The 16,123-nt window shown below is 57.4% G+C and carries 16 protein-coding genes; 2 read left to right on the top strand and 14 right to left on the bottom strand.

The genetic code is table 11. The features are described from left to right. Positions 1-245: 245 nt before the first annotated feature. Together mgtA and mgtU are read left to right on the top strand one after the other, a co-directional pair. Complete coding sequence (mgtA, locus tag FJW00_RS05785; RefSeq protein WP_058957964.1) at positions 246-2,948, top strand: magnesium-translocating P-type ATPase; 2,703 nt, start codon at positions 246-248, stop codon at positions 2,946-2,948. Positions 2,949-2,958: 10 nt separating this feature from the next. After that, on the top strand, positions 2,959-3,045 hold the full coding sequence (gene mgtU, locus FJW00_RS22720) for a magnesium transporter protection protein MgtU (protein WP_350769224.1): 87 nt from the start codon (positions 2,959-2,961) through the stop codon (positions 3,043-3,045). Between the two features lie 58 nt (positions 3,046-3,103). On the opposite strand, the gene FJW00_RS05780 is transcribed toward mgtU, so the two are convergent. From FJW00_RS05780 to FJW00_RS05715, 14 genes are all read right to left on the bottom strand, one after another. Further along, positions 3,104-3,958, bottom strand: coding sequence for a PA4780 family RIO1-like protein kinase (locus tag FJW00_RS05780; RefSeq protein WP_009088581.1), 855 nt, complete (start codon positions 3,956-3,958; stop codon positions 3,104-3,106). 332 nt (positions 3,959-4,290) lie between these two features. Then, on the bottom strand, positions 4,291-4,779 hold the full coding sequence (locus tag FJW00_RS05775) for a cold-shock protein (protein ID WP_009088583.1): 489 nt from the start codon (positions 4,777-4,779) through the stop codon (positions 4,291-4,293). Between the two features lie 261 nt (positions 4,780-5,040). Further along, the gene (locus tag FJW00_RS05770) at positions 5,041-5,286 is read right to left on the bottom strand and encodes a YmjA family protein (RefSeq protein ID WP_009088586.1); all 246 of its coding nucleotides are present in this window, start codon (positions 5,284-5,286) and stop codon (positions 5,041-5,043) included. 138 nt (positions 5,287-5,424) lie between these two features. Then, positions 5,425-6,387 (bottom strand): ribokinase, encoded by a 963-nt coding sequence (locus FJW00_RS05765; protein ID WP_140923255.1) that lies wholly within the window; start codon positions 6,385-6,387, stop codon positions 5,425-5,427. Continuing rightward, positions 6,384-7,280 (bottom strand): allose kinase, encoded by an 897-nt coding sequence (gene alsK / locus FJW00_RS05760; protein ID WP_140029737.1) that lies wholly within the window; start codon positions 7,278-7,280, stop codon positions 6,384-6,386. The genes FJW00_RS05765 and alsK overlap by 4 nt, the downstream gene beginning before the upstream one ends. Next, positions 7,277-7,969, bottom strand: a complete 693-nt coding sequence (gene alsE, locus FJW00_RS05755) for a D-allulose 6-phosphate 3-epimerase (protein ID WP_058957966.1) — start codon at positions 7,967-7,969, stop codon at positions 7,277-7,279. The genes alsK and alsE overlap by 4 nt, the downstream gene beginning before the upstream one ends. Next, on the bottom strand, positions 7,969-9,018 hold the full coding sequence (locus FJW00_RS05750; RefSeq protein ID WP_046102429.1) for an ABC transporter permease: 1,050 nt from the start codon (positions 9,016-9,018) through the stop codon (positions 7,969-7,971). Before FJW00_RS05750 ends, alsE begins: the two co-directional genes overlap by 1 nt. A 15-nt stretch (positions 9,019-9,033) precedes the next feature. Then, positions 9,034-10,023, bottom strand: a complete 990-nt coding sequence (locus tag FJW00_RS05745; protein WP_140923254.1) for an ABC transporter permease — start codon at positions 10,021-10,023, stop codon at positions 9,034-9,036. Further along, positions 10,016-11,521 carry a sugar ABC transporter ATP-binding protein gene (locus FJW00_RS05740; RefSeq protein WP_058957968.1) on the bottom strand — a complete coding sequence of 502 codons (1,506 nt, stop codon included), beginning with the start codon at positions 11,519-11,521 and terminating at the stop codon, positions 10,016-10,018. Before FJW00_RS05740 ends, FJW00_RS05745 begins: the two co-directional genes overlap by 8 nt. A 1-nt stretch (position 11,522) precedes the next feature. Continuing rightward, the gene (locus tag FJW00_RS05735) at positions 11,523-12,506 is read right to left on the bottom strand and encodes a substrate-binding domain-containing protein (protein ID WP_140923253.1); all 984 of its coding nucleotides are present in this window, start codon (positions 12,504-12,506) and stop codon (positions 11,523-11,525) included. Between the two features lie 12 nt (positions 12,507-12,518). Continuing rightward, positions 12,519-13,349: a DeoR/GlpR family DNA-binding transcription regulator gene (locus tag FJW00_RS05730; protein ID WP_140923252.1), complete on the bottom strand. Its 831-nt coding sequence runs from the start codon at positions 13,347-13,349 to the stop codon at positions 12,519-12,521. A gap of 441 nt (positions 13,350-13,790) precedes the next feature. Next, positions 13,791-15,047, bottom strand: coding sequence for an oxalate/formate MFS antiporter (gene oxlT / locus FJW00_RS05725; protein ID WP_140923251.1), 1,257 nt, complete (start codon positions 15,045-15,047; stop codon positions 13,791-13,793). A gap of 304 nt (positions 15,048-15,351) precedes the next feature. Then, positions 15,352-15,825 (bottom strand): hypothetical protein, encoded by a 474-nt coding sequence (locus FJW00_RS05720; RefSeq protein WP_140923250.1) that lies wholly within the window; start codon positions 15,823-15,825, stop codon positions 15,352-15,354. Positions 15,826-15,965: 140 nt separating this feature from the next. Continuing rightward, positions 15,966-16,109: a DUF943 family protein gene (locus FJW00_RS05715; RefSeq protein WP_258317016.1), complete on the bottom strand. Its 144-nt coding sequence runs from the start codon at positions 16,107-16,109 to the stop codon at positions 15,966-15,968. Positions 16,110-16,123 lie beyond the last annotated feature (14 nt).

The following is a 16,123-nucleotide window of genomic DNA, read 5'->3' as shown; positions in this document are numbered from 1 at the left end:
CCCTTTTTCCTCCGCCTCGTCTGGCGTAGCTCAGGCTACGCCCGACCGCTGATATCAGACCCGGATTACGCTGTGTTTAAACAGCGTCACGCTTCGCTGCGCGCGACATTATTTTCTGCGCCGTCAGAAACGCGTGTTCATTTCTCAGGGTCGCCTCATTAAATAACCCGGCTACGCCAGGTTTTATCCATGCACGTTATTTTGCGTGCAGGACAACCATTGCTTTAAAACAGGGAGATGTCGAAATGAGCGACATGAAACTGGAACAGGCTGCCATCCTCGCCTCCGGCAACCGCAACGATAAAAAAAGTAAAAAAACATTTGCCGTGACCCGGCAGGCAGGGCAGCACGTTGAGATGACGCTGGCGAACCTGCGCACGCATCGCCAGGGGCTGACCCAGGCTGAAGCGGCGAAACGCCTGGCCACCTATGGCCGCAATGAAGTGGCCCATGAGAAAGCGCCACCGGCGCTGGTGCAGCTGCTGATGGCGTTTAACAACCCGTTTATCTATGTTCTGCTGGTCCTGGCGCTGGTCAGCCTGTTTACCGACTACATACTGCCGCTGCGCGCCGGTCAGGAGACCGATCTCTCCGGGGTGATCATCATCTGCACGATGGTGACGCTGAGTGGCCTGCTGCGTTTCTGGCAGGAGTTCCGCACCAACCGCGCGGCGCAGGCACTGCAGTCTCTGGTGCGCAGCCAGGTCACCGTGCTGCGGCGCGAGGCGGGCAGTGAAACCGCACAGCGTCAGGATGTGGATATGAGCGAACTGGTGCCGGGCGATATTATTCTGCTCAGCACCGGCGATCAGGTGCCCGCGGATGTCCGGCTGCTGAGTTCACGCAATCTGTTCATCAGCGAAGCGGTGCTGACCGGAGAGTCTCTGCCGGTGGAGAAACAGAGCCTGGATGCCGGTATCGACGCCCATGACCGAACCGATCAGGAGCTGCTGGCGTCAGCCAACATCTGCCTGATGGGTACCAGCGTGGCCAGCGGCACCGCCAGTGCCGTGGTGGTGGCGACCGGTGGTGACACCTGGTTTGGCTCACTGGCCTCCTCGCTGACCGGCAGCCGTCCGCAGACCGCTTTTGATCGCGGCGTTAACAGCGTCAGTAAACTGCTGATCCGCTTTATGCTGGTGATGGTGCCGGTGGTGCTGCTGATCAACGGCTTTACCAAAGGCGACTGGATGGATGCGACGCTGTTTGCGCTGGCGGTGGCGGTCGGGCTGACCCCGGAAATGCTGCCGATGATTGTCAGCGCCAACCTGGCAAAAGGCGCTATTGCGATGTCACGCCGCAAAGTGATCGTTAAAAAGCTCAATGCCATTCAGAACCTGGGGGCGATGGATGTGCTCTGCACCGACAAAACCGGCACGCTGACCCAGGACACCATCCTGCTGGCGCATCATCTGGACACCCGGGGCGCGGAGGATGCGGAGGTGCTGCTGCTGGCCTGGCTCAACAGCGGCAGCCAGAGTGGCGCAAAAAACCTGATGGATCGCGCCGTGCTCTGTGCCGGAGACAAGGTTATTTCACAGACCCGGCGCAGCCAGTATCAGCTGATCGATGAGGTGCCATTCGATTTTACCCGCCGTCGCGTTTCGGTGCTGGTGGAAGATCTGGCGCAGCATCGCTCACAGCTGATCTGCAAAGGGGCGGTGGAAGAGATGCTGGCGGTGAGCATCGCCGTCCGGCAGGGCGATGAAGTCGTCGCACTGGATGCGGCACAGCGCGAGGCGCTGCTGGCGCAGACCGAACGCTACCATCAGCAGGGCTATCGGGTGCTGCTGGTGGCGACCCGTGATGATGAGCTGCACGCGCCGCTCAGCGAAAGTGATGAGCGCGATCTGGTTATCCAGGGAATGCTGACCTTCCGCGATCCACCGAAAGCCAGCGCCGGCAAGGCGATTAAAGCCCTGCGCGACAGCGGCGTGGCGGTGAAAGTGCTGACCGGGGATAACCCTCTGGTGACGCAGCGGGTCTGTGCCGATGTCGGGCTGACCGATCCGGCGATGCTGACCGGCGAACAGATTGAGGCGATGGACGACACGCAGCTGGCGCAGGAGGCGGAACGCTGCACCCTGTTTGCTAAGCTGACGCCGCTGCAGAAATCACGTCTGGTGCGCCTGCTGCAGCAGAACGGCCATACCGTGGGATTTCTGGGCGATGGCATCAACGACGCGCCTGCGCTGCGGACGGCCGACACCGGGATTTCCGTAGACAGCGCGGCGGATGTGGCGAAAGCCTCGTCAGACATCATCCTGCTGGAGAAAGACCTGCAGGTGCTGAACGAGGGGGTATTAAAGGGACGTGAGACCTTTGGCAACATCATCAAGTATCTCAACATGACCGCCAGCTCGAACTTCGGCAACGTTTTCTCGCTGCTGGTCGCCAGTGCCTTTATTCCGTTTCTGCCGATGCTGTCGATTCATCTGCTGATTCAGAATCTGATGTATGACGTCTCCCAGCTGGCGCTGCCGTGGGACAAGGTTGACCGTGAGTTCCTGAACAAGCCGCGCAAATGGGATGCCGGCAATATCAAACGCTTTATGCTGTGGATGGGGCCAACCTCGTCGATTTTTGATATCACCACCTTTGCGCTGATGTGGTTTGTCTTCAGCGCGAACCATGCGGGCGTGCAGTCGCTGTTCCAGTCCGGCTGGTTTATTGAGGGGCTGCTGTCGCAGACGCTGGTGGTGCATATGCTGCGCACCCGGAAGATTCCGTTTATCCAGAGTCGCGCCACCTTGCCGGTGATGCTGACGACGCTGGCGATCATGGCGCTGGGCATCCTGATTCCGTTCTCACCGCTGGGCGCGATGGTCGGACTGGTGCCGCTGCCCTGGCAATATTTCCCCTGGCTGGTGCTGACGCTGTTCAGCTACTGCCTGGTGGCGCAGGGCATGAAACGTCTCTACATCCGTCGTTTCGGTCAGTGGTTCTGAGGAGGGGAAGATGAAAAAAAGCAGGCTGGATCGCGTTTTTGTCAGCGTCATGATTATCGGCGTCACCCTGATTGCGCTGACGGTTCTGGTGCGGTGACAGGAGAATGAGCGTGCGGCAGCGAGGTGACTCGCTGCCGTTTTTACTGGCGGGGCACCTATTCCTGGTCGCGCTCCCGGCTGGCGCGCTGACGCTCGTAATACTCATCTTCAGCGGTGATGATCTCATCCAGCAGGGAATCCATATCCACGTCACGCTCCTCTTCCACAAACTGGCCGGTGAGCGTCGTTTCCGGGGTTAACTTACCCTCTTCATAGAGCTGCCAGATCTCGCCGGCATAGCGCGTCTTTAACAGCTGCGGGGCGAACTGCCCGTAGTAGGCGGTGATGTTATTCACGTCACGCGCGAACATCGACTCCGCATGGTTGTTGGCCGCTGCATCCACCGCCTGAGGCAGGTCGATGATGACCGGTCCCTGATCATCCAGCAGGACGTTGAACTCCGACAGGTCACCATGAACGATACCGGCACAGAGCATGCGAACGATGTTGCGGATCATGGTGTTAAAATCGGTGATCGCCTCCTCTTCGGAGAGCGTCACGTCGCTGAGGCGCGGCGCGACCGAACCATTGGCGTCGGTGACCAGCTCCATCAGCAATACCCCGTCGATGCAGAGATAGGGCTGAGGCACGCGTACACCGGCGTTAGCCAGGCGAAACAGGGCGTCGACTTCGGCGGTCTGCCAGGACTCTTCCTGCTGCTTACGGCCAAACTTTGAGCCTTTCTGCATGGCGCGGGCGTTACGGCTGTTACGGGTTTTCCGGCCTTCCTGATACTGAACCGCCTGCTTAAAGCTGCGCTGGGTCGCTTCTTTATAGACTTTGGCGCACTGCACTTTGTCACCGCAAAGCACGGTGTAGACGTCTGCTTCCTTGCCGCTTTTCAGGCGCTGCAGCACATCGTCAATCAGGCCGTCATCGACCAGGGGCTGAATTCTGTTTGGGATTTTCATGCGGCTTTATACCTTATTTCACCCGCTTTTCGTATCAATTTGCGCTGATGGAAAACCTGAGCCATGCGTGAACAAAGTCTGTAATTCTACCCTGGAAAACGCTTCAGGGGGATGATCCTTGCCTGACCCGCGTTTCTGACCGGTTTTTTTCCGCAGGCCGTCAGAGGGTGGCGTGCTGAAGCAGAAGGGGATGCGCGCGGCCCCGTGGCGCAACAGAGAAACCTAGGGAGCATGGCGTCAGATGCGAAGCGACGGGACAGGTTCAGGGAGAGAGGGGCAGCGGGCCGGTATCCTGGTGCGGCGGCGCACAGGCATCCGGCCCTGCGGCGGGGTTACTTCAGGGACTTAAGCACTTTGACCGTGCTTTCAATGTCGATCTCATCTTCGGAGAAGATCAGCGTCGAGCCCTGGAAAGTGGTGACCGCCAGCTTTTTCAGCGAGCGCATCTCACCCGGTTTCGCGTCCGATTTAGGCCGGATGTTATTCAGCAGCAGACCTACTGAGAGCACCGCGTTCTCTTTGTCGATACCGGTATCCGCTGGCACTTCTTCGCTGTAGACCAGGTAAGACTTGATCGAGGTGATTTTCAGCCGCTCGCCCGCGATGAAGATATATTTACTCTCCGGGGCTACCTTCACCGCATAGGCGGATAAGCCTTTGTTGTTGGTGGTTGGCTCAAACGTTACCGCCGCATCTTTCTTAATCAGATCAGGATTGGCGACCTTAATCACATGAAAATAGCGGTTATCACCGTTTTCATCTTTGATAAAGCCGAATCCTTTATCTTTAAACCAGGTTGTGATTGTTCCGTTCATCGCCATTTTTCTTGCCTGCTTACTCTGCTCAGTTTTTACAGCGCGCAGTGTAAAACACAATGCCTGCGCAGACTATATCAGTCTGGACGATAATTTTCCGGCGTGCCAGGGGCGGCGGCGCGTCAGGCGGCGGGGTAAAAAGCGGGGCGGAAAAGGGGAAGGCGGGGATATCAGGCTGTCCGGCGCCGTGCTCTGCAGCGCAGTGAGCGGGCAGGCGCACCAGACGGGCTGCCGGAAAGCGCAGGCCCGCCTGAGGATCAATCGCCGTTACTCATTGCCCCAGCGGTTCAGGAATTCAGCGATATCATCAATACGCTGCTCGTCGATGCCCGCTTCACGCGCCATCTCCTGCTGCGACGCTTCACTGATCTCCTCGTTATTCATTAAACGGGTGATCAGCAGCTGGAAGTAGTGCGCCAGCGGGGTGCGTTCCGCTTCGTCCACCGGCTTCGCGGACTCGGTCGCATACTCATCGGCGACATCGTAATACTTAAGAGGGATTTCGTTGGTCATAATGGGGTCCGCTGGATTAACGTCGGTTCAGAGGCTGCCAGGGGGCCTGGCGTGTGGCGCTATTATTTCGTGTCTGGACGGGGGCTGTAAAGGGGGAGAGGCGGCAGATGGCACTGCCGCGTAATCGGGCTGTCTGCGTCAGGCGGTAATACTCTCAATTGGCTCGACAAGACACTCCGGGTGCGCCTGCAGGCGTGCCAGCGCCTCGGCATAGGAGGGCATGGAATCGGCCGCGCCAGCACGCTCGACACAGAGTGAGGCAAATGCCGCAGCAAAGCGCGCCGCCTGCGGCAGGTCATCGCCCGAAGCGAGCCGGGCGGCGAGCGCGCCATTGAATGCATCTCCCGCGCCGGTGGTATCGCGCGGCTGCGCCGGGAAGAGCGGAATGCGCTGCTGCTCCGCAGGCGTTGAAAGCAGCGCTCCGGCGATGCCCAGCGTGATGATCACCTGACGCGCTCCTTTACGATGCAGCACCGCGGCGGCGCGGCGGGCGCTGTCGAAATCGGTGACGGTCACGCCGCTGAGCTGGGTCGCTTCGGTGCTGTTGGGCGTCAGCAGATCGACCTTTGCCAGCAGCGCATCGCTGACTTTCTGCCAGGGGGCCGGATTGAGGATCACAAAGGTGCCGCTGGCTCGGGCGTTATCGATCATGCGCTGGATGGCGCTGAGGTTATTTTCGAGCTGCACCAGCAGGATATCTGCGGCGGCTACCGTCGGCTGACAGCGTGTAACCTCTGCGGCCGTCACGGTGGTATTGGCGCCGGGATAAACCGAAATCATATTTTCCGCATCATCGCCTGCAACATAGATCAGGGCGTTACCGGTGGGCTTCTCCTTACAGGTAAAGAGCGTAATGGCGTCAAAGCCGGTTTTCTCCAGATGACGACGCGCAAAGAGGCCGAAATCGTCGTTACCCACTTTCCCGATGTAGTGCACCCGCGCACCTGCGCGCAGCGCCGCCGTGGCCTGATTTGCCCCTTTTCCGCCCGCACCCATCATGCTGTGGTGCGCCGTCAGCGACTCACCCGGTAGCGGAAAGCGGCGCATGACGGCGACCACATCGAGATTAAAAGAGCCGAACACACACACTTTTCCTTTCATCCTGCGCTCCTGAACAGGCGTTCGGCGGCGAGACAGGCACCGCGACAGCCCGTGTAGTCGGTTGAGTGGCTGAAAACAATCTTCAGGTTTTCGCGTGTGACCGGTGGCCGCAGATGCTGCTGGATCTGGCTGCGCAGCAGGGCCAGCGGAAAATCAGCCATCGCCAGCACGCCGCCGCCAAGGATCAGATATTCCGGGTCGAGTATATTCATCTCGGTGGCGATCAGCTGCGCCAGACGTCGCACAAACGCCTGAAGTTCCGGCTGCTCCCCATGGCGGGTAAACAGCGCGGCGATTGGCGTGTCGGCGGCGTTCAGAGCGGCCCAGTGACTCAGCCAGTGACCCGAGGTCAGGGTCTCCGCACAGCCGCGATTGCCGCACGGGCAGGGGAGGTCGTTTCCGGCGACGGGCACGTGGCCCAGTTCGCCTGCACCACCATGCTCGCCGTGATAAAAGTGGCCATTCAGCCACAGGCTGTTGCCCATCCCGGTGCCGGGATAGAGGCCCACGGCGTTATCCGGCAGCTGCTCCAGCTGCAGCAGATCCCACAGCATCAGATGGTTCACATCTTTGTCCATCGCGACCGGCACGCCGAGTTGCGCCGCCAGACGCGCTGCCACCGGCTGATGATCCAGCGCCTGAATAAAGGGCAGCGAGATCACCTGTTTCCTGTCGCGGCTGAGGATGCCGGGCAGCCCCAGCATGATGCCGCTGACCGGCTGCTGCTCCAGCGTTTCATCAATGAGCTGTGCCAGGGCCTGCAGCGCATCGGGCTGCTGCGCCCAGCTGGTGGTGGGCACCTTGCGAAAGCTGCTCCAGACGCCCCCCTCTTCCATCAGCTGCAGCCGGGTACCGGTGCCGCCGATATCGATACCGAGCCAGCGTGATCTCATGCGGACACCTTCGTCAGCCCCTGGGCCTCATCAATGCTGTCGCGCATCATCTCCCACGCGGTGGCTAAATCGTCATGGATATTAAACAGGCCGGAGGTGCCGACAATCAGCACTTCCGCACCTGCGCCAATCAGCTGGTGATAGGTGCGGGTGTTGCAGGAGCCGTCGATCTCGATCAGATAGTGGAAGCCGTGCTGCTCCTTCAGTGCTTTCAGCTCACGCACCTTTTCCACCATTTCCGGAATAAAGGGCTGTCCGGCGTAGCCGGGGTCGACCGTCATCACGGTGATCTTATCAAGCAGATGGATATAGTGCTGAAGGTATGACACCGGCGTCGCCGGATTCAGCACCACGCCCACCTTTTTGTCGAAGCTGCGGATGAGGTTAATGACGCGAAACGCATCGCGATTGATGGTCTCCGCGTGCGGACAGATATAGTCAGCACCCGCTCTGGCGACCGCCTCGATAAAATCGGTTGGCTCTTCCACCATCAGATGCACGTCAATCGCCACGCGGGTAAAAGGACGGATCTGCTCAATAAAGAAGGGAGAGAGCGTGATGTTCTTAACGTAGTGACCATCCATGATATCCACATGAAGAAAGTCAGCGCGCGAGTCGAGAATCTGCAGCTGGTGCTTGATCTCCATCAGGTTCATACACATCAGTGACGGGGAGATTTGAGTACGCATCATACTTCCTTCTTTTCAGTCAGAGGATTAAGCACCGCGGCCAGCCTGCTGAGCTTTACGGCACGGTGTTCGTTGAATCGGGTTTTGAATTGTTTAAAAGCGAGAACCACAATCAGCACCGCGCCCCACATGGCCAGGCTGACGTGCTGGCTGATATTCATCAGATTGAAACCGGTGGAGAGCACCTGCAGCGCAATCAGCGCCAGCACCACGCCGGTCACACGGCCGAAGCCCCCGTTGGGATCGGTGCCGCCGAGAATAATGGCCAGCACCGTCAGCAGCAGATAGGCGTCGCCGTAGCCCATACGGGCGGAGTTAAAGCGCGCCATCATGATCAGCCCCGCCAGCACGCAGAGCAGGCTGGAGATCACATAGACCAGCATCACCATGCGATGGGTGTTGATCCCGCTGAACCAGGTGGCGTTGATGTTGCTGCCGCCCATATAGATGCATTTACCGGCACGGGTTTTACCGAGGAACAGCGCCAGCAGCGCGGCGGCGACCAGGAACACCCAAAGCGGCAGCGGCATGCCCAGCAGCGTGTCAGCACCCAGCGCCTGCACCACCGGCGGCATGCCGCTGACGGCCGCGCCGTGGGTCAGCCAGATCCCGATGCCGTTCAGCGTCATCATCGTTGCCAGCGTCACCAGAATCGGATGTGCGCCGATCCGCGTCACCATCAGCCCCGTCACTACGCCGATCGCGGCCGCGATCAGCATGGCGCCAAGGATGGCGATAAAGAGCCACAGCAGCTGCAGCGCCATCCCGGCACCGGCGGGCAGGGCGCTCATCAGCGTCCAGGCGATAAACAGCGCCGTGAGGTTAGCGGTCGCGATAATGGCGAGGTTCAGGCCGCCGCTGAGGATGGCGATAAACATCGCCAGCGTCAGTAAGCCGAGTTCCGGCAGCTGAAACGCCATACTCATAAAGGTGGAGTCGGTCAGGAAGCGCCCCGGCAGCATCACCGTAAAGGTGGCCAGCGCCAGCGCAATCAGCAGCATCAGGCCGATGTTGGTCCCGTCGGGTCGCAATGCAGTCAGTGATTTCATCATCAGTGCCCTCGGTCACACGAAACTGACGTCAGTTTCTTTGCGTTTTTTGTAGTGGGTCACGGCGATCGCAATCATGATGACGCCGCCTACCACGATATTCATGAAGTAGTTCGAGACGCCGACCAGGTTGAGGCCGTTCTTGAGAATGGCGATCAGGAAGACCCCCATCAGCGTGCCGCTCACCGTCCCTTTGCCTCCCATCAGGCTGGCACCGCCCAGCACCGTGGCGGCCAGCACGTCCAGTTCGCCGCCAACCAGCGCGTTGGGCACCACCTCGCCCATGCGATAGACCTGCACCAGCCCGCCGATGGCCGCCATCGCCCCCAGCCAGCCGTAAGCGAATACGTGAATCAGGCCGACGCGGATACCGATACGGCGGGCTGACTCCGCATCGCCGCCAACGGCGTAGAGCTGGCGTCCAAGGTTGGTTTTGTTCAGCAGTAGCGCGGTGACAGCGGCGATCAGCAGCATGGTGACCAGCGGCAGACCGATCTGGAAGCTCTCACCCTGCCAGCTGAACGGCAGCACGTTGCGCAGGGTGATCCACCACTCCGGCAGCGAGTAGAGGCTGCGGCCCCCGGTCACCCACATCAGCAGCCCGAACAGCAGCGACTGCATGCTGATGGTGATGATGATGGAGACCACCCGCAGTGTGGTGATCAGCAGGGCATTGAGCACCCCGAACAGCGTGCCGCACAACACCGCCAGCAGAATGCTGAGCAGCGCATTGTCGAACTGGAACTGTACAAACAGCGACGCCAGCAGGTACTGCACCACCGAGGCGACGGCCGCAAACGAGATATCGATCCCGCCGGTGACCAGCACCACAAACAGGCCCAGCGCAAAGATGCCGGTAACGGCGTAGCTCTCCGCCAGATCCAGCAGATTCTGCATGGTGAGAAACTGGTCGCTGGAGAGCGAGAAAAACAGAATGAACGCCAGCAGCACCCAGGCGAGCCAGCCCTGACTGGAGTGCGGACGGAAACGGTAAAAGTCAGGCATTGATCACCTCCGCCAGTTGCTGCTGTTCGACGCTATCGGGTTGGTATTCGGCATGGATCGTGCCATCGCGGAAGTGCAGGATCCGGTCGCAGTTGTACCAGACCTCCGGCACCTCATCGGAGATGAGGATGATCGACAGACCCTCTTTCGCCAGCTCATGGATCAGCTGATAGATGCTGGCCTTGGCACCCACATCGACGCCGACGGTGGGGGAGTCGAGGATCAGAATGCGCGGCTGGGTCAGCACCCATTTCGCCAGCACAATTTTCTGCTGGTTACCGCCGGAAAGGGTGGAGATGGCAAGATTCGGATCGGCGACGCGCACGCCAAGCTGCTGTATCCACTGCAGAATCAGCTTGTTTTTGCGGTACTCATCGATCAGGTGAAAGCGGTTCTGCAGCTTGTCGAGGATCGGCAGCACCATGTTGTCCGCCACCGACTGCTGCTGCACCAGGCCCAGCGTCAGCCGATCTTCCGAGACGTAGCCGATGCCCGCTTTGATCGCATCTTCATGGCCGCGAAAGCGCACCGGCTTGCTGTCGAGCCAGATCTTGCCGCTGTCGGGACGGGTCATGCCGAACAGCGACAGCGCCAGCTCGGTACGGCCGGAACCGAGCAGCCCGCACAGTCCGAGCACCTCACCTTCATAGAGTTTAAAATTGACGTCGTGATACTGACCGGCGCGGGTTAACGACTCGATCTCCAGAATAGCGCGATCGCTGTTGCGCGTCGGGGCTTTCAGCTGATAGTCGAGTTTCAGGCCGGTCATCAGCTCTGTCAGATGGTGCGGCGTCATCTCCCGCGCAGGCCAGCAGCCCATTTTGCGTCCGTCGCGGATCACCGTTACGCGGTCGGAGATCTCCAGCACCTCATCCAGCCTGTGGCTGACAAACACCACGCAGATGTTCTTATCTTTCAGGTAGCGCACGGTACGCAGCAGCTGATTGACCTCAGTGCGGGTCAGCGAGGCGGTCGGCTCATCCATGATCACCAGCCGCGCATCGGCGACCAGCGCACGGCAGATCGCCACCTGCTGACGCTGCGCGATAGAGAGCGCAGCGACTTTCTCATCCAGATCGAGATCGAACTTCAGTTCGGTAATGATAGTGCGCGCGCTCTCCCGCAAACGTGCGCGGTGGTGCCAGCGCAGCAGACCGTTGAGGTTATGCTCGAAGGCGATGTTCTCTGCCACGCTGAGGTTGGGGAACAGCGAGAGATCCTGATAAATCACCTGGATACCGAAGTCGCGCGCCTGCCGGGTAGTGAGGCGCGGCAGCGTCGGACCGTCGCCCAGCGTGATGCGGCTGCCGCTGTCCGGGGCGTGCACCCCGGAGATAACTTTGATCAGAGTGCTCTTGCCACAGCCGTTGGTACCCGCAAGGCAGTGCACTTCGCCTGCCCGCAGAGTCAGGGAGATATCGCTGAGAGCGCGGTTACCACCAAATGTTTTCGACAGATTCCCGAGCGCAATCAGTGTCTGTGGAGTGACCTCTTGCATATCAGAGCCCCATTTTTACCAGTTTTGGCAGGTTGGCTTTATCCAGACTTTCGGTGCTGTTACCCAGAATGGTGTGGGTGGCTTCATCCACTTTGACTTTGCCCAGCCCCTCAATCGTCATGCCATCGGTGATCGGCTCCTTCTTCTGCATCATGTCGGCGATGCGGACAAAGACTTCGCCCGCGGTCTCCGGATTCCAGATGTAGCCCCCTTTGATGGCGTTACGCTGCACCAGCGAGGAACCCTGGCCCGGACTGAAAGAGCCAATGACGCAGACCTGGTCGATTTTTTTACGGTTCATCACCGCACGCCCGGCGCCGATAGGCCCCTGTGAACCAAACGCCAGGATCCCTTTCAGATCGGGATACTTGGACATCAGCTCATTGGTGGTACGGATGGAGTCATCCAGCGATTCGCCGACACCAAACTTGTCGGTGACCAGCTGCATTCTGGGATAGTGCTCTTTCTGATAAGTGAGCGCGGCGTCGGTCCACTGCTGATGCAGAGGCACCGTTAGGCTGCCGACGTACATGGCATATTTGCCTTCGTCATGCATGCAGTTCGCCAGCGCTTTCATATGGTTGATGCCGTGAGTGGTCGCATCGACCAGTTCGAAGTCCCAGTTGGCCCCCTGCTGGCCGGGTGACTCATGGGTAATCACTTCGATACCGGCGTCACGAGCCCGTTTCAGCACCGGCTCCAGCACTTTCGGGTCGTTGGGCACCACGCCGATGATATCGACTTTCTGCGCAATCAAATCTTCAATGGCGCGCACCTGAAGCGCCGGGTCCGCGGCGGTCGGCCCCACCATCCACGCATCGATACCGCGTTTAGCCGCTTCACTTTTAATGCCCGTCTCCATGGCATTGAACCAGGGAATACCGCCTATTTTGACCACAATACCCATACGTAATTTATCTGCGGCCTGCGCACCGGAGGCGGCAAACAGGGCAAGCAGAGAGCAGGCGATAAGATGTTTTTTCATACAGACTCCGGATTAATTTTTAATTAGCTGCATGGATTGATAACGCTGAGAACAGACGATGACGTTGACACCATTCCATGCCAGTTCCTGTTCAAGCTCTTTATCTTTTAACTGGTCGGTAATAAGAAAATCGACATCACGGTAGTGACAGATTCGGGCAAAAGAGGGGCGCAGAAATTTACTGCCATCCATTAAAAGATGTTTTCTTTCTGCGGCCAGCAGCATCTGTTGTTTCAGGTGCGCATTATTCTCATTGCCTTCGCGTAAATATCCGTCGTTGCCCAGACTGCTACAGGAAAAAAAGATTTTATTAATCTGAAATTCACGCAGTGGCTGCTCGGCCACCACGCCGTGAAAATCTTCATCGCGATCGGAATATTCCCCACCCAGGCAGATCGTGCGGATACTGCCGCGCGCCGCCAGCGTCTGCACGATACGCAGCGAATTGGTTAATACCGTTAACTCAATGTCCGGCAGCTGCCGCGCCAGATACCAGCAGGTGGTGCTGCTATCCAGCAGGATGCAGTCGCCGGGGCTGATAAAGTCGAGCGCACGCTTGGCAATGATCATTTTTTCATCGGCGTGCTCATTAATTCGCTGCCGGAAGGATAATTCGTTCTCTTTAGCGATTCTGTTATTTCCCGGCGAGCCGGTGCTTTGTTTTTTTATCAGCACAGCGCCGCCGTGGCTGCGCTGTAATAAGCCGCGCTTTTCCAGCTGACTTAAATCCCGGCGAATGGTTTCCTGTGAAACCTGACACAGCGTGACCAGTTCTGAGACAATTACCCGGCCATTAATATTAATCTCATTAATAATTCTTTGCTGTCTTTCAATCGGCAACATACTTTTCCTCCGATGGAGATAAATTACTGGAAGCGAACATGGGAAAATGTGGGCTGGGCAGGAGTCCACGCGGGCAAATAGTGACGCCCTTTATTAAGTGATGAAGTCGAAATAAAACATGCAAAGCCATGCAATTAATTGCAGGTAAAAGTGATTCCCCTCACATATTTTCGCGGTGAGGGCCGGTGAAAATAAAATACCGGCTGAACAGACTATACCGCTGTTACGGGAAAGGCATGACTGTTTGTGACCGTTTATGTGGGTTTGACCGTTTAAGCTTACGCTTTAACGTTTTCATGAAGGGAACTGGTCCATCTGACAGCGGGCGGAGGGTGAGAGTCGTACGGCGATTCCGGGCATGGTGAGGGATGGTGCTGCTTTTCTGGCCGGGACCTCGGGTCCCGGCTGTACACTTTATATTCTGCGTCGCCAGCGCCAGACTTACCGGCGCATAAACCGTGCCCGCCACGGCTTGAGAACCCATAACGCCAGCCCGGCCGTGATAAAGTCGAAGGTAATCGCGCAGCCAAAGACCAGGTGCCAGTTATGGGTGTGCTGATACATTAGCGCCGCCAGCGGGCCGCCAAAGATCGAGCCTATACCCTGAGAGATATAGAGCCAGCCATAGTTGGCTGAGGCATTTTCACTGCCGAAGGTGTCGGTGAGTGTGGAGGGAAAAAGCGAGAAGATTTCACCCCAGCCAAAGAAGACGACGCCTGAGAGCAGAACGAACAGCAACGGATCTTCACGGCACGCCAGCCACAGCGTCATCGCCACGCCCTCCAGTGCGAAGGCGATAAACATGGTGTTTTCACGCCCATAGCGGTCGGAGATAAAACCAAACAGCGGTCGCGTTAAACCGTTGGTGAAACGATCGATGGTCAGCGCCAGAGGCAGCGCGGCCATACCGAAAATGACCGCCTTGCTGATGCCAAAATCTTCGGCAAAAATCGCCATCTGCGACGTCACCATCAGACCCGAGGTCGACATCATCGTCATCATCACAAACATCAGCCAGAACAGCGGCTGACGCAGCATTTCCCCGGATTTAAACTGGCGCTGGCTCACCACCGGTGCGGATGGTGTGCTGCCCGGCGTCATTATACTGGTGCCGGGCAGCCTTAAGTTCTGACTGGCGAGAAGACCTACCGCGGCGAAGAGCAGGCCAAAAACCGTCATTGTCTGTTCAAGACCGTAGCTGTTGAGAGAGATGGAGATGGGGAAGGTAGTAAAAATCGCGCCCATGCCGTAGCCCGCCGCCACGGTTCCGGCGGCAAAACCGCGCTGTTGTGGAAACCATTTCATCACCAGCCCCACGACGCCAATATAAACAATCCCCGTGCCCAGTCCGCCGAGGCAGCCATAAACCAGATAAAGTGCGGCCAGGCTATCGACCCGGGCGGCAATGACCCAACTGAAGCCAGCCATCACTGTACCTATCGAAATCAGCAGACGCGGGCCAAAACGCTCCACCAGCCGACCCTGGAAGGGTGAGAAAAAGGTCTGCAGAATAATCAGCACTGAGAACGTTACCTGCAGTTCCGCCAGCCCGACGCCGAGTCTGGCCATCATCGGTTTGGTCAGCAGCGTCCAGACGTACTGCGGGCTGGATATGGCTGCCATGCAGATTAAGCCAAGCAGAAGCTGTACCCACTTGCTGTGTTTCGCTATTACCACTGGTTCGCTAATTGAGGTCATGGCTCTCTCCGGAAGTACGTTCTGTAATGCAGCCAGATTCCGCCCGTTCTATATGCCACTCTTATGGCGTCGCAGATATCCGGACGGTTAACGGCTGATACCAAATCTTTAAGATCATCATCCCTGTGGAACGACGTGACTGGAGAAGTTTGCAGGAAGTGTGCCAATCTAAAAACTCTTCAAAATCAGGAGTTAAAAGGAAGGGCAAAGTGATAAGTGTGATGCAGTGCAAAATATGAGTGCGCTGAGTTGGTGCGCAGGAATGGGATGAGCGCGGGTAGGTGAGTTGTAGCTCAGGGACTGGTTACCGGCCGCCCTCAGCCCTGGCTGGCGCAGGGGTTGCGGTGATAGCAATGTATTTTCTTAATCCCATTGGACGGCTTACACCGGGAGGATCGGAAAAGGGTAATCTCAGGGAGGGAGTTGGCAGCACGTGCACAGTCCATGTCGTATCTCCGAAAAAGTGAAAGCTCACAGAATTTTCATTCACATTCAAATTCTCAAAGGTGCCAGTAACATAATGACCACCGAGAGAAAGGCGTTCAATAATTCCAGATTCAATATCGATATAAAATATATGAAGGCTTTCTTCGTAAAGGATACCGTCAGTGGTAAAGAGTAAAAACCGTTTATCGGACACTCTGACAGCAGCTTCGAGTTCTTTTCCGAAAACAATAATGCCCGTATTTTTATCTTCCAGAAATATTTCGCATTGGGTTTCGCTGAGCTTTTGGGCTTCCTTTACGACAGAGAGCGATATGTTGTCAATCAGCTTCATGTTCATTTCTGTAACCTTCCCATTTCTTATGTTGCCACTTTCTACCTGGAGAGAAAGCCTCCTGAGTGTTTCAGGGATGGCTGATACAGACGTGGAAGATAGGTGCGTTTATTACTATCCCCACACCAGAGAGCACGAGTCTATTCGTCTTCAAGTTTTAATATTTTTCCATCTGCTGTAAGACGATATTCGCTATCGCTTCCTGTAAATATGGTACCTCTGTTCTTGCTATAACTGATTGAAAATACTCTCTCCTTTTCAATACAATTTACGGGTGGTTTCATATCATCAAAGCAAA

This window comes from Pantoea anthophila (genome assembly GCF_006494375.1).
In the GTDB taxonomy this organism is placed as follows: domain Bacteria; phylum Pseudomonadota; class Gammaproteobacteria; order Enterobacterales; family Enterobacteriaceae; genus Pantoea; species Pantoea anthophila.
The sequence above is the reverse complement of the archived record's forward strand: the minus strand, read 5'-3'. Positions and strand labels throughout refer to the sequence as shown.

Excerpts from the sequence above, each read along its gene's own strand:
- mgtU (WP_350769224.1), top strand. The coding sequence starts at position 2,959 with ATGAAAAAAAGCAGGCTGGATCGCGTTTTTGTCAGCGTCATGATTATC.
- mgtA (WP_058957964.1), top strand. The coding sequence starts at position 246 with ATGAGCGACATGAAACTGGAACAGGCTGCCATCCTCGCCTCCGGCAAC.
- FJW00_RS05745 (WP_140923254.1), bottom strand. The coding sequence starts at position 10,023 with ATGCCTGACTTTTACCGTTTCCGTCCGCACTCCAGTCAGGGCTGGCTC.
- FJW00_RS05765 (WP_140923255.1), bottom strand. The coding sequence starts at position 6,387 with ATGAAAGGAAAAGTGTGTGTGTTCGGCTCTTTTAATCTCGATGTGGTC.
- alsE (WP_058957966.1), bottom strand. The coding sequence starts at position 7,969 with ATGCGTACTCAAATCTCCCCGTCACTGATGTGTATGAACCTGATGGAG.
- FJW00_RS05770 (WP_009088586.1), bottom strand. The coding sequence starts at position 5,286 with ATGACCAACGAAATCCCTCTTAAGTATTACGATGTCGCCGATGAGTAT.
- FJW00_RS05720 (WP_140923250.1), bottom strand. The coding sequence starts at position 15,825 with ATGAAGCTGATTGACAACATATCGCTCTCTGTCGTAAAGGAAGCCCAA.
- FJW00_RS05750 (WP_046102429.1), bottom strand. The coding sequence starts at position 9,018 with ATGAAATCACTGACTGCATTGCGACCCGACGGGACCAACATCGGCCTG.
- oxlT (WP_140923251.1), bottom strand. The coding sequence starts at position 15,047 with ATGACCTCAATTAGCGAACCAGTGGTAATAGCGAAACACAGCAAGTGG.
- alsK (WP_140029737.1), bottom strand. The coding sequence starts at position 7,280 with ATGAGATCACGCTGGCTCGGTATCGATATCGGCGGCACCGGTACCCGG.
- FJW00_RS05730 (WP_140923252.1), bottom strand. The coding sequence starts at position 13,349 with ATGTTGCCGATTGAAAGACAGCAAAGAATTATTAATGAGATTAATATT.
- FJW00_RS05740 (WP_058957968.1), bottom strand. The coding sequence starts at position 11,521 with ATGCAAGAGGTCACTCCACAGACACTGATTGCGCTCGGGAATCTGTCG.
- FJW00_RS05715 (WP_258317016.1), bottom strand. The coding sequence starts at position 16,109 with ATGAAACCACCCGTAAATTGTATTGAAAAGGAGAGAGTATTTTCAATC.
- FJW00_RS05735 (WP_140923253.1), bottom strand. The coding sequence starts at position 12,506 with ATGAAAAAACATCTTATCGCCTGCTCTCTGCTTGCCCTGTTTGCCGCC.
- FJW00_RS05780 (WP_009088581.1), bottom strand. The coding sequence starts at position 3,958 with ATGAAAATCCCAAACAGAATTCAGCCCCTGGTCGATGACGGCCTGATT.
- FJW00_RS05775 (WP_009088583.1), bottom strand. The coding sequence starts at position 4,779 with ATGGCGATGAACGGAACAATCACAACCTGGTTTAAAGATAAAGGATTC.